A 12,950-nucleotide genomic window follows, 5' to 3' on the forward strand; every position below is an offset into this window, starting at 1 on the left:
CCGCAAGCTACCGACCCACATCGACCCCACCCCTTCAGACCTGCACCATTCGGCATTTAGTTCAGTCAACGGGGCCTCGCCGTTACCGCAGCCGCGCTCGTATCCACCCGGATGTGGGCGGTTGTCGACAATCGCGGTCCGGGACAGCAGCGATTCGAGCTCCGATCGTGTCGGGCTGCCCGGGGCCGACTCGAGACGCTCGTCCCCGAACCGTCCGCAGGACGCGACGAGACATACGAGCACGAGCGTCGACAGGATCGCAGATAACCGTGCAACCACCTGTGCCCCCGCCCGTCGTAGACGGTGATTCAACGCCGTCCGTCGTAGACGGTGATTGAACCATCGGGGGCCGACAGGAATCAGCCGAACTCGATCACTACTTTGCCGGCGGCATGGCCGTCTTCGACTGCAGCGAGCGCTTCCCCAGCGCGGGAGAATGGGTACCGCCCGGACACGGACGGGTCGAGGATCCCGTCGGCCACGAGCGCCGCGACCTCCGTGAATACTGCTGTAGTTCTTCGGCGTTCGACACCACCGCCGCCGAGTCGGCTCGCAGCCAGAGGATCGGCGATGCTCAGGATCGGTGCGTCCGGTCGGGCGAGCTCAGCGCCGCGAGTGAGAGTGTCCCCGCCGACCAGGTCGAAAACCGCGTCCACTCCGACTGGGGACAACGCGGACACGTCGTCTGCGTAGCCGTCCCCCGACGCAACCCAACGTGCTCCCGCTTCCTCGATCGCGGTTCTCTTGGACTCGCTCGCGACACCGATCACGTTGATACTCCGCGCCAGTGCAAGCGCGATCGTGCTGCGACCAACGCCTCCGCCGGCGCCGAGCAGCAGGAGTGTCGCCCCGGGTTTCAGACCGAGATCGTGGAGTGCGTCGTAGGCCGTTCCTGCCGCAACCGTCAGCACTGCGGCATCGGCCCAGGACACGGTAGGCGGCTTGTGTGCTGTCGAGGAGACGTTGAGCAATGTCGACGCGGCGTAGCCGCCGAAGCCGGTCGCGGTAGCGCCGAACACTTCGTCGCCGACCTCGAACTCGGTGACCCGCGGACCTACTCCGATGACAACACCGGACACTTCGCGGCCCAGAACCGCAGGCAGCGTCACCGGGACAGTATCTTTTCGAGTACCCGCGCGAACTTTCCAGTCAGCGGGGTTGACGCCCGCCGCTCGGACCGACACCAGCAGTTGGCCGGCACCCGGTGGGGGCAAGGTGACGTCGAAGTAGGACTGTGTGTCGGGTCCGCCGTACTCGGTGAAGCCGTATGCCGTCGTCATGCCTGCCAGCCTATTGCCCGGTAGGCGGGAAGTGGTGTCGGTGGCACCTGATTGGATGGTCGGATGCTGCATGGACTCTGGTCACCGGGATCGGGGCTCAAACTGTGGGTCGACGGGCACGAGGGTGCCGGGACCGACGATCCCCGTGATCCGGTCAGTGCTGTCCTGCATCGCAAGTTCCGTCATCGTGTGAATGTCGCTATGCCGCCCGTACCTGGCGGGCCTTTGCAGAGTGAGTACGCAGCTGTTGCGTTGGCGCCGCCGGACGCAGTCGATCTCCTGCTGCGGTTCAAGGCCGACGATCAGCGAATTGCGGGAGACCTGCACTTTCTCGTACATGTGGCGCGAGGAATAGACCGGTGGGTGCGCGCCGGACGGGTGGTCCCCGCACTGACGCGGGCTGAAGGAAGTTGGTGGCCACGCTGGCAGTTGTCGGTGGGGGAACGCCAGCGCGCCTGGATCGGCGAACTGGTCGTGGCGATGCCGCCGGTGCAGCGGGCGGTCGGTTCGCCGAGGGCGACGATCGAAGACATCACGAACGAACTCACGGACCCGATCGTTCGTCGTGCTCTCGGGGACTCACATCCGGTGGTGCAGACCCCGCTGTGGCAGGCCGTGTTGTCCGGGGACGCTTTCGACGACGTGTCGGTACGAGCGGCCGAGGGACTCGCCGAATGGGGGTCGACGTTCACCGCCGGAGAGCCGGACTTGGTTCTGCGGCTGATCGAGCCTGAACTCGACGACAATTCCGATCCCGACGACGATGCGCTGTGGCGTCTGCAAGTGTGTTTGCGTCCTGAAGGTGAAGCGCCCGAACGTGTTCGACTGCACCGGGCAGATCCCAAACGTATCCAGCTCGGCAGCCGCAAACTCGAAGAGGCAATCAAGGCTTACCCACGTTTTCGCGACGTGCCGCGTGACGAGGACAGCCTCGACCTGTTGCTGCCCACACCTGTCGTGATGGACCTGGTCGGACACGGCGCGATTGTCCTGCGAGAGCGAGGGATCACGCTGCTGCTTCCTCGCGCATGGAACGTGGTGTCTCCATCCCTGCGTGTGCGCGTGACCTCGGCGGCATCTCCGATCGTTGCGGAGAATCGTACGGTCGGTATGGACCAATTGCTGGAATACGATTGGGAATTGGCGCTCGGAGACAAGGTACTCACCGCCGAGGAAATGACCCGACTCGTCGATGCGAAGTTCGATCTGGTCCAGTTGCGCGGCGAGTGGGTTCAGGCGGACAAAGACGTCCTGGCCCGCGCGGCTCGTTTTGTCAGTCAGCGGCACTCGAGCGGGGACCGAGCGATCGTCGATCTGATCAAGGACTTGATCGCCGACGACCTCAAAGACCTGCCGGTCGAGGAAGTGAAAGCAACTGGATGGGCCTCGGCACTGCTCGACCAGTCGGTGGCTCCGCGGCAGGTCGCGGTACCGTCGACGGTCAACGCGACTTTGCGTCCGTATCAACGACGCGGTCTCGACTGGTTGGCGTACATGAGTGCTCTCGGGCTCGGCGCTGTTCTGGCCGACGACATGGGTCTGGGTAAGACGCTGCAACTGTTGGCGTTACTTGCGCACGAGAAGTCCAAGACAGCAACCCTTTTGGTGTGCCCGATGTCGGTTGTGGGTAACTGGCAGCGTGAAGCGGCGCGATTTGTACCGAGCTTGCGCGTCTACGTTCATCACGGTTCGGATCGCGCTACCGGGGCGGAGTTGGAACAGGCAGTTCGTGAGAGTGACCTCGTGATCACCACCTACGCGCTCATGACCCGCGACGTCGCGGCCCTCAAGGATCTCGACTGGCGGCGCGTAGTGCTCGACGAGGCTCAACACATCAAGAACGCCAAAACATCTCAGGCGAGAGCTGCTCGCAGCATCCCCGCGGATCATCGCGTTGCTCTGACCGGAACGCCGGTGGAGAACCGACTGGACGAGCTGCGGTCAATCCTCGATTTTGCCAATCGCGGTGTACTCGGCTCGGAGCAGATGTTCCGCAAAAGGTTTGTCGTACCGATCGAGCGGGAAAAAGATCAGCTTGCCGTCTCGCGACTGCGAGCCGTCACGTCCCCCTTTGTGCTGCGGCGCGTGAAGACCGATCCCGCCGTGATCGCGGATCTCCCGGAGAAGTTGGAGATGACGGTTCGAGCGAATCTCAGCGAAGAGCAGGCCGCGTTGTACCGCGCCGTGGTGGACGAGATGATGGCGCAGATCAAGGGGACGGAAGGGATGAAGCGCAAGGGCGCCGTCCTGTCTGCGCTGACCAAACTCAAACAGGTGTGCAATCATCCTGCGCACTTCCTGCGCGACGGTTCGCCGGTGATGCGCCGCGGGCAACACCGTTCGGGAAAGCTCGGACTGGTCGAGGACATCGTCGAGTCGGTCATCGGCGACGACGAGAAGGTTCTGTTGTTCACACAGTTTCGTGAGTTCGGCGAATTGGTGGTGCCGTACCTGGCCGACCGGTTCACCACCGAAGTTCCGTTTCTCCACGGCGGAGTGTCGAAAGCCGGGCGCGACGCCATGGTCGAGGCATTCCAAGGTGAAGGCGGCGGCCCGCCCATCATGGTGCTCTCGCTCAAGGCCGGCGGCACGGGTCTGAATCTCACGGCGGCCAACCATGTGGTTCACCTCGACAGATGGTGGAACCCGGCGGTAGAGAACCAGGCGACGGACCGTGTCTTCCGCATCGGTCAGAGAAAGAACGTTCAGGTACGCAAGATGGTGTGCGTCGGAACCTTGGAAGAGCGAATCGACACGATGATCGCGAGTAAAAGTGAACTCGCCGAACTTGCAGTCGGGACCGGTGAGAACTGGGTGACGGAGATGAGCGTCGAGCAATTGGACGAGTTGTTGCGACTCGGCGACGACGCGGTGGGCGAATGAGTCCGCGCGGCAAGGGCCCCGATTTCAGCGAGTACACCGGGTCCCGACGGCGAGCACCCGCGCCGGTCAAACCTCGTCCAGCGTTCGGGAGAACATTCTGGGGCAAGGCTTTTGTCCGCGTCGTCGAAGAGATCGGCGACAAACCTCGTGTCACGCGTGGGCGAACGTATGCGCGTTCGGGTCAGGTTTTGGCGCTCGACATCGAACCGGGAGTGGTGACGGCCGAGGTTCAGGGCAGCCAACTTCAACCTTTCGTTTCCACGCTGTCGATCGACACTCTTGATCAATCGGATATCGACGACATCATCACCAAGATCCGCCGAGTGCCGGGAAGCCTTGCCGCGCTGGTGTCCGGCACTGTCCCGGACATGCTTGCTGCCCAACTGATACCGGACGGCCCGTCGGCTTTCCGATTCGACTGCACCTGCCCCGATGTCGGCTGGCCGTGCAAACACGCTGCGGCCGTGGCGTTCTTGACCGCGGAGCGAATCGACACCGATCCGCTCAGGTTGCTGAGACTTCGCGGGGTCGACCTGGAGCAGTTGATCGGGGGAGTGGAAGACGAGTCGACTGTTTCGGTGGACGTCGAGAATTGGTTCGGAATCGCGGCTGCCCTCCCTGCGCTACCGAAGGTGCCTTTTCGCGCGGCGATCGACGATCTGGATATCAGGCGGTTGCGCGAGGCGGTTGCGGCATTGGGATTGGACATGGCTCAGCAGAACGTCGCCTTGGACGAAATACGGTCCATCTACCGACGGTTGGACGGTTGAAATCGGACAACTCCGGACTGGTGCTAGTTTCCTGTCGTAAATTCCAGTATCGTTAATTGGACCGGTCCGGTCGGGACCTGCCTGCGATTTCAGGTCGTTGTCGTCGGCGAATAGACGACTATTCATTTCTCGGAGGGACAGTCGCTGTGATGCCCGTTCATTTGCGCGACAGCGCAATACCCAAACACGAACAGTTGCGCACCATTCTCCTGCGCAAGTGCACCCAAGAACTCCAGCCTGGCGACTTGATGACCAGCGAGCGAAACCTGATGCAGGACTACGGCGTCAGTCGGATCACCGTTCGCGAGGCAATCGGGCAACTGGTCAATGACGGACACCTCGTTCGCGTGCGTGGCAAGGGAACCTTCGTTGCGCACCGTGCTGTCCAATCCAAGCTGCACCTTGCATCCTTCACCGAGGAAATGCGCGCCCAGGGGCATCACCCCACGACGGTGGTCCTGGTCAGCGAACAGGGGCCGGTCCCCGAAAACACTGCTGCCGCACTGAATATGCGACCGGGTTCCGACGGTTACCACGTCAAGCGCTTGCGCCTTGCCGACGGCGAGCCGGTGAGCGTGGACGACGGCTGGTTCAATCCCGAACTGTTGCCGGGTTTACTCGACATGGACTTGACGGGTTCGATCTATCGGGCAACCGCCGACAAGTACGACAAGCCGATCGATCGGGCAGAGCAGACAGTCAGTGCAGATGGTGCCAGTACGGAGATCGCGACTCTCCTGGGCACTCGTAAAGGCGCTCCGGTTCTGTACTTCGATCGAGTGTCGTTCAGCGAGATTGCACCGGTCGAGCACACTCGCAGTTGGTACCGATCCGACCGCTACCAGTTGCAGATGGAAGTCCAGGGCCAAGCGCGGCCCAAAACGCGCGGCGACCAATAGTCATCGTTCGAAGCGAAAGGGCGAGCACACCTTCCGGTGTGCTCGCCCTTTGCGCTACGCCGACCAGTCGAACAGAGTGTCGCCAGTGGTGACGTCCCCACCGACGGAAGGGGATTCGACGGTGTCCGGTTTGGAATCCATTACGACAACCGGGCAGATCGCCGAGTAGCCGGTCGTGTCGATGTGCGCTGGATCGAAGCTGACAATGGGATCACCCGCATCGACGGTGTCACCCTCGGCGGCGATGAGCGTGAATCCGTCGCCTTCCAGCTTGACCGTGTCGATGCCGATATGGACCAGCACGCCGGTGGCCTTCTCGCCGAAGATCACAAACGCGTGGGGGTGCAGTTTCAGGATCTTTCCGCTGATCGGCGCCACGACCGTGAGCGGGCCTTGACCGCGGGCGGGTTCGATCGCGACGCCCGAGCCGACCATCTGCTGAGCGAACACCGGGTCCGGGACGTCCGCGAGTGCGACGACCCGGCCGGGCAGCGGGGCGAGGACGACCGTCACAGGATGTCCTCGATGTCCTCGGCAAGGGTGTCGGCCTCGGGCCCGACGATGACCTGGACAACCGTTCCGGCTTTGAGCACGCCGTGTGCGCCGGCAGCCTTGAGAGCGGACTCGTTCACCTTCGCTCCGTCCTTGACCTCGGTACGCAGGCGGGTGATGCAAGCCTCGATCTCGACGATGTTCTCTGCGCCGCCGAGGCCCTTGATGATTGCTTCCGCTTTCGACATTTGCTGCTCCTGATTGTCGGGTTGGTCGTGATCGTTGAACGGTCGTACAGGTGGGCTGACTAGTTGCTGGTCAAGGCTATCCCGGTTACGTATGTCACATTTGGGTGTTGACAACTCGCCTCCACCAGGTAAAACTACAACTGGTTATGACCGGACAGTACCCGTTGGAAGTCCGGCTCCACAACAGTTTCGACAAAACGGTTTCGGCCTCACTTCCGAGCAAGAACCGTGACCTGCATTTTCACGAAACCTGCACGTGTACGACACCCGAATTTCCAGAACCAGCGGCCGATCGCGACGCGGCCCGGCGAACGAAGAAGGTCCTTGATGACTCTCGAAGACACCCCGAAGAAGGAATCGAAAGTGTTCGCCGGGGTTCAACGCCTCGGCCGAAGCTTGATGCTTCCGATCGCCGTTCTGCCGGCTGCGGGAATCTTGCTCCGCCTCGGCCAGGACGACCTGCTCGGGCGATTCAGTTCGATGCACAGTGCTGCTGCAGTGATCTCTGCGGCAGGACAAGCAGTCTTCACGTGGCTGCCGCTGATCTTCGCCGTCGGTATCGCGATCGGCTGGGCCAAGAAGGCCGACGGATCGACTGCCTTGGCAGCCGTCGTCGGCTACATGGTGATCGACGGCGTGTTCAAGGCGATGTCGCCGATCGTCCTCGAAGGGAAGACGGACCCGAACGGGGATCAATCCCTGATCAACTACGGTGTGCTCGCCGGTATCGTGATGGGCTTGCTGTCGGCGATCTTGTGGCAGCGGTTCTATCGAACGAAGCTTCCCGATTATCTCGGGTTCTTCAACGGGCGCAGGCTCGTTCCCATCCTGACAGCGATCACCGGTCTTGTGGTCGGTGTCCTGATGGCATTCGTGTACCCCTTGTTCAACTCCGGCCTCAACTGGGTCGGTGAAGCAGTTGCTTCCAATACCGTTGTGGGCGGCGGCATTTACGGCGCAGCGAACCGCCTCCTGATCCCCACGGGCCTGCACCACATCTTGAACTCCGCCGTGTGGTTCCTGATCGGCGACTACCAGGACGCGAGCGGTCAGATCGTTCGCGGTGACCTCAACCGGTTCTTCGCCGGCGACCCCTCCGCCGGTACGTTCATGACCGGCTTCTTCCCGATCATGATGTTCGCCCTCCCCGCTGCAGCCTTCGCAATCTGGCGCAACGCCAAGCCTTCTCAGAAGAAGCTCGTCGGCGGCATCATGCTCTCCACCGGCCTGACCGCATTCCTCACCGGTATCACCGAGCCGCTCGAATTCTCCTTCATGTTCGTCGCGTGGCCCCTGTACGTCATCCACTCGCTCCTGACCGGAACGTCGATGGCCTTGGTCAATGCGCTCGGGATTCACGACGGATTCACGTTCTCCGCAGGCTTCTTCGACTACGTGTTGAACTTCGGCAAGGCAACCAACGCATGGATGTTGATCCCGATCGGACTCGGCTACGCCGTGATCTACTACTTCCTTTTCAGCTTCGTCATCAAGAAGTGGAATCTGCGCACGCCAGGACGAGAAGAAGAGGTCGAGGTGGCCGCAGGTGAGCCCGACCCAGCGCTGCTCGAGGCCGAACTGGCACTGGCTGCCGAAGGTGACAGCCGCACCGACGCCCCGCTCGTCGCCGAACTGGAAAACAAGCTCGACAAGGAACTGGAAGGACGCTGAACATGGCGATCGCAACCACGACAATCGGATCCCGCGTCGGACTCCACGCACGACCCGCAGCGCTCTTCGCGCGCGCCGCAGCCGATCTACCGGTAGACGTCACCATCGCGCTCGGCGACGGCGAACCCGTCGATGCCTCCAGCATGTTGTCTGTCATGACTCTCGGTGCAGCATTCGGGGATTCGGTGACCTTGCGTGCTGACGGTGACGGCGCCGACGCTGCGGTCGGTTCGCTCGCAGAGCTTCTCGCATCCGAACTGGACGAAGCCTGATGACGGCGAGTGTGGACAACCGCATCGCGGGTATCGGAGTGAGCGCGGGTTCGGTCTGCGCGCCGTGGTTGCGATTCTCCACGCCTGAGCCGACCTCGGCGGCGGACCCGATCACGGGCAGTCCCGAGGCGGAGCTGATCAGGATCCGTGAGGCACTGGACGCCGTCGCGGAGGAACTGCTCTCGCGTGCAAAGACAGTCGAGGGCGTCTCCGCGGAGATCCTGACGACGTCGGCTGCGATGGCGCGCGACGCGGGCATCGTGAAGGCGGCCAAGGCGAACCTGGAATCGGGGCTGCCGACCGCACACGCCGTCGCAGTCGCCTTCGACGCATTCTGTGAAAAGCTCACGGCGCTCGGTGGGTACATGGCCGAGCGGGCAACGGATCTGCGCGATCTCGGGCAGCGAGCCGTGGCCGTTCTTCGCGGGGAACCGATGCCCGGAATCCCCGCTCCCGGTCATCCGTACATCCTGGTGGCGCGCGACCTCGCTCCGGCGGATACAGCGACGTTGGGCACCAGTGACGTGGTCGGATTGTTGACTGCCGAAGGAGGTCCGACCAGCCACACCGCAATCTTGGCGAAGTCGCTCGGAATCCCGGCCGTGGTCAACTGCTCGGGAACCGATCTGCTGGCGGAGGGAAAACTTCTTATCCTCGACGGCACCACCGGGACGGTCACCATCGATCCCTCGGCAGAAATGCGCGAGCGCGCTGTCCTCGAAGCATCGTTCGTGGCAGAGCAGTCGGCTTCGGCACAGGGTCCAGGACGCACGCGTGACGGGTTCGCGGTGAGGTTGTCGGCCAACATCGGAACCCTCGAGGACGCCGCGCGGGCCGGAGCGGCGGATTGCGAGGGCGTCGGACTGTTCCGTACCGAATTCTCGTATCTCGGGCGTCACGACGCGCCGTCGGTGGAGGAGCAAGCACAGACGTACGCGTCGGTGCTCGGGCACTTCGCCGGACAGAAGGTGGTGGTCCGCACTCTCGATTCGGGTTCGGACAAGCCGTTGCCGTTTCTCGATCTCGGGGTCGAGGAGAATCCGGCCCTTGGTATCCGCGGGCTCCGTGTCGGCACGGTTTATCCCGACACGCTCATCAGCCAGCTCGACGCCCTCGCGGCGGCCGGCAATGCGACGGGTGCCGATCTGTGGGTCATGGCGCCGATGGTAGCTACGGCCGACGAGGCGAAAGACTTTGCAGAACTTGCGCGTTCGCGGGGGATCGGCAAGGTCGGAGCGATGATCGAGGTTCCAGCTGCAGCGTTGCGGGCGAAGGATATCCTCGAGCACCTCGATTTTGTCAGTATCGGTACCAATGATCTGAGCCAGTACACCTGCGCCGTGGATCGTATGGCCGGAGGCCTGGCGCAACTGCTCGATCCGTGGCAGCCGGCGGTCCTCGATCTGATCGCGATGGTCGGTCAGGCTGGCGCCGATGCCGGGAAACCTGTTGGTGTGTGCGGAGAATCCGCGTCTGACCCGCTGTTGGCTCCGGTTCTGGTCGGTTTGGGCGTGACGAGTCTGTCGATGTCGGTCCCGGCATTGGGCGCAGTTCGCGCGCAACTGGCCTCTCTCGATCTGGCGGTGTGCAAGGACATGGCCGCGGCGGCGCGGGGCGCGCGAAACCCGATCGAGGGTAGAGCGGCCGTCGCGCGGATTCGCGAGTCGGCATGAGTACATCAGGCTCGGCTACTGTCGGCGATCCGATCGTATTGCGGGGAACTGTGATCGGATCTCCGGCCGGGAAGATTCACGACGGAGTCGTCGTCGTGGACGGCGAAAAGATCAGTTGGGTCGGCTCGGCTGCGGACTATGTGGCGTCCACACCCGTCGTCGTCATTCCGGAACGCACCGACGCGGTGATCATGCCCGGCTTGATCGATGTCCACAGCCACGGCGCCGCGGGTGCTGGTTTCCCGAACACCGACGCCGATGGAGCGAGCCGCGCGGCGGCGCACCATTGTGAGCACGGCACGACCGGAATGCTGGCCAGCCTGGTCTCCGCACCGCGCGCAGATCTGGTGCGACAAGCAACGATGCTCGCCGATCTGGTCGAACGCGGAGAACTTCTGGGTATCCACCTCGAGGGGCCGTTCATCAACGGCGTCCGCTGCGGTGCCCAGGATCCGGCGGCGATCATTCCCGGTGATCCGGATCTGCTCGAAGCCGTGTGTGACGCCGCGCGTGGGACCGTGCGGTCCATGACCTTGGCGCCCGAGACCGAGAATTTCGAAGAGTTGCTCGCGATCATGCGTCATCGCAACATCGTGCCGAGTTTCGGTCACACCGATGCCGACGCGGCAACGACGTCGGCGCGGATCGATGCTGCGGTGCACGGGGATTGGGCCGGACAGATCAGCGCGACCCACCTCTTCAACGGGATGCCGCCCCTGCACCATCGATCTCCGGGTCCCGTCGCGGCGTGCCTGGCGGCTGCCGCGAGAGGCGAGATGGTGGTGGAACTGATCGCAGACGGTGTGCATCTTGCACCCGAGACCGTGTCGATGGTCTTCGATGCTGTCGGACCGGACCAGATCGCCTTGGTCAGCGATTCGATGGCCGCTGCGGGAATGGACGACGGCGACTACCAACTCGGTGCGCTCGACGTCACCGTACAGGCGGGCGTCGCACGGCTCGCGACGACCGACGGCTCGGTCGGCGCGATCGCCGGAGGGACCGCGAGGTTGCTCGACGTGCTGCGCAGCACCGTCTTCGACGGCGGCGTCGCGCTGGAAGACGCTGTCGCAGCGGCAACTCGGAGCCCAGCGCATCTGCTGGGGCTCGGCGACCTGATCGGATCGCTAGCCGTGGGCTGCCGAGCCGACATCCTGATCACCGATCGTCACTTGCGCCTGGGGCGTGTACTACTCGGCGGAAAAGTCGCCGGAAAGGAAAAATCATGGAAATCGTAATTCAGCCGACACCCGCGGAGGTCGACTCGACCGTCGCGGACATCGTCGAAGGCTACGTCAGAGCCGGGGCGACGACGCTCGGTCTCGCAACGGGGTCGTCGCCGATCGGAACCTATCGTGAACTGGCAGCGAGGCATCGCGACGCCGAACTCGACTTCTCGCTGGCTCGGGCATTCCTGCTCGACGAGTACCTGGGATTGCCGAAACGCCATCCGCAGTCGTACTACTCGGTGATTCGGTCGGAGTTCGTCGATCACGTCAACCTGGATCCCGCGATGGTGTCCAGTCCCAACGGTGAAGCGCCGTGCCCGGAGCAGGAGATCGCCCGGTACGACCAGAGCATCGCGGCGGCCGGGGGAGTGGACGTGCAGTTGCTCGGCATCGGTACCGACGGCCACATCGGCTTCAACGAGCCCGGATCGTCGTTGACCTCGAGAACCCGCGTGAAGACGCTGACCGAGCAGACCCGGATCGACAACGCACGCTTCTTCGACGGTGTGGACGACGTCCCACATCACGTGCTCACCCAGGGGCTCGGAACCATCAGCGATGCAAGGCATCTGGTGATGATCGCGACCGGAGAAGGCAAGGCTGACGCGATCGCCGCTGCCGTCGAAGGTCCGTTGTCTGCTTTCTGCCCGGCTTCGGTGATGCAATTGCATCGCCATGTCACCGTCGTCATCGACGAAGCTGCGGCCAGTTCACTCAAACTTGCCGACTACTACCGGTATGCGCTCGAACACAAGCCGTCGTGGCAGTCCTTCTGACATGACGGTTCTGGAGCTGGCTGTGCAGGACGTGCGGGGGGCGAGGATCGCGCGTTCGGTGGGAGCGACTCGAGTCGAGTTGTGTGCGGCACTCGGCCCGACGGGGGGATTGACGCCCAGCATCGGAGTGATCGAGGCTACGACGGAGGTGGGGATCGCGGTTCACCCGCTGATCCGTCCGCGCGCTGGAGGTTTTGTGTTCTCACCCGACGAAGTGTGGGTGATGGAGCACGACGTACATGCTGCTGTGGCCGGTGGAGCTTCCGGCATCGTGATCGGCGCGCTGACAGAAGACAATTCGATCGACACCGTCGTGCTGCGCCGCATCATCGGATGCGTGGACCGGGCGAGAGTCGAGGTGACAGTACATCGTGCGATGGACGTGGTGACCGACCGTCTGACCGCGCTGGACGAACTGATCGACCTGGGCGTGACCCGCGTGCTGACGTCCGGGGGTGCGGACACTTGCAATGAGGGACTCGACGAGATCGGTCGAATGGTCGAACATGCCGCGGGCCGGATCCAGATCATGGCCGGTGGCGGAGTAACCGTCGACGACATCCCGGCAATCGCTGCCGTCGGCGTCGATGCGGTGCATCTCTCGGCGCGCAAGGTTGTCGCAGTTTCCGGCGGACCTGGTGGGGGATCGGACGGATACGACGTCACCGATGCAGTAGTCGCGCAGGAAGCGGCAGCCGCGCTCCGCGCTGTGGGGCTTTCTTTCCCCCCCCCCCTTCCCCCCAGCGCCCCACCCCTT

General features: G+C 63.3%; 12 protein-coding genes. 9 read left to right on the forward strand and 3 right to left on the reverse strand.

The genetic code is table 11. The features are described 5' to 3' along the window. Positions 1-359: 359 nt before the first annotated feature. Positions 360-1,280 carry an NADP-dependent oxidoreductase gene (locus AC1Q6C_RS29435; RefSeq protein ID WP_050655243.1) on the reverse strand — a complete coding sequence of 307 codons (921 nt, stop codon included), beginning with the start codon at positions 1,278-1,280 and terminating at the stop codon, positions 360-362. A gap of 63 nt (positions 1,281-1,343) precedes the next feature. Here AC1Q6C_RS29435 and AC1Q6C_RS29440 point away from each other — a divergent pair, with 63 nt between their 5' ends. From AC1Q6C_RS29440 to AC1Q6C_RS29450, 3 genes are all read left to right on the forward strand, one after another. Next, positions 1,344-4,163, forward strand: coding sequence for a DEAD/DEAH box helicase (locus AC1Q6C_RS29440; protein WP_230358844.1), 2,820 nt, complete (start codon positions 1,344-1,346; stop codon positions 4,161-4,163). Next, the gene (locus tag AC1Q6C_RS29445; RefSeq protein WP_081558094.1) at positions 4,160-4,933 is read left to right on the forward strand and encodes an SWIM zinc finger family protein; all 774 of its coding nucleotides are present in this window, start codon (positions 4,160-4,162) and stop codon (positions 4,931-4,933) included. The genes AC1Q6C_RS29440 and AC1Q6C_RS29445 overlap by 4 nt, the downstream gene beginning before the upstream one ends. A 149-nt stretch (positions 4,934-5,082) precedes the next feature. Continuing rightward, positions 5,083-5,832: a GntR family transcriptional regulator gene (locus tag AC1Q6C_RS29450; RefSeq protein WP_007726130.1), complete on the forward strand. Its 750-nt coding sequence runs from the start codon at positions 5,083-5,085 to the stop codon at positions 5,830-5,832. 54 nt (positions 5,833-5,886) lie between these two features. Here AC1Q6C_RS29450 and AC1Q6C_RS29455 read toward each other — a convergent pair whose 3' ends face one another. Beyond that, the gene (locus AC1Q6C_RS29455) at positions 5,887-6,345 is read right to left on the reverse strand and encodes a PTS sugar transporter subunit IIA (protein WP_050655246.1); all 459 of its coding nucleotides are present in this window, start codon (positions 6,343-6,345) and stop codon (positions 5,887-5,889) included. Next, the gene (locus AC1Q6C_RS29460) at positions 6,342-6,572 is read right to left on the reverse strand and encodes a PTS sugar transporter subunit IIB (RefSeq protein WP_003941324.1); all 231 of its coding nucleotides are present in this window, start codon (positions 6,570-6,572) and stop codon (positions 6,342-6,344) included. The genes AC1Q6C_RS29455 and AC1Q6C_RS29460 overlap by 4 nt, the downstream gene beginning before the upstream one ends. Positions 6,573-6,899: 327 nt before the next feature. On the opposite strand from AC1Q6C_RS29460, the gene AC1Q6C_RS29465 reads away from it, so the two are divergent. The 6 genes from AC1Q6C_RS29465 to AC1Q6C_RS29490 form a co-directional block, all read left to right on the forward strand. After that, positions 6,900-8,243 (forward strand): PTS transporter subunit EIIC, encoded by a 1,344-nt coding sequence (locus AC1Q6C_RS29465; protein ID WP_003941307.1) that lies wholly within the window; start codon positions 6,900-6,902, stop codon positions 8,241-8,243. A 2-nt stretch (positions 8,244-8,245) separates the two neighbouring features. Then, positions 8,246-8,515, forward strand: a complete 270-nt coding sequence (locus AC1Q6C_RS29470; RefSeq protein ID WP_003941322.1) for an HPr family phosphocarrier protein — start codon at positions 8,246-8,248, stop codon at positions 8,513-8,515. Then, entirely contained in the window at positions 8,515-10,188 is a 1,674-nt protein-coding gene (gene ptsP, locus AC1Q6C_RS29475) for a phosphoenolpyruvate--protein phosphotransferase (protein WP_042445310.1), read from the forward strand. The genes AC1Q6C_RS29470 and ptsP overlap by 1 nt, the downstream gene beginning before the upstream one ends. Continuing rightward, positions 10,185-11,426 carry an N-acetylglucosamine-6-phosphate deacetylase gene (locus AC1Q6C_RS29480; RefSeq protein WP_230358841.1) on the forward strand — a complete coding sequence of 414 codons (1,242 nt, stop codon included), beginning with the start codon at positions 10,185-10,187 and terminating at the stop codon, positions 11,424-11,426. Before ptsP ends, AC1Q6C_RS29480 begins: the two co-directional genes overlap by 4 nt. Further along, positions 11,414-12,193 (forward strand): glucosamine-6-phosphate deaminase, encoded by a 780-nt coding sequence (gene nagB, locus AC1Q6C_RS29485; RefSeq protein ID WP_007726140.1) that lies wholly within the window; start codon positions 11,414-11,416, stop codon positions 12,191-12,193. Before AC1Q6C_RS29480 ends, nagB begins: the two co-directional genes overlap by 13 nt. A gap of 1 nt (position 12,194) precedes the next feature. Then, positions 12,195-12,950: copper homeostasis protein CutC (locus tag AC1Q6C_RS29490; protein ID WP_492666948.1), on the forward strand; the 756-nt coding region annotated here is incomplete at its 3' end.

Source organism: Rhodococcus sp. MT28 (genome assembly GCF_058792695.1).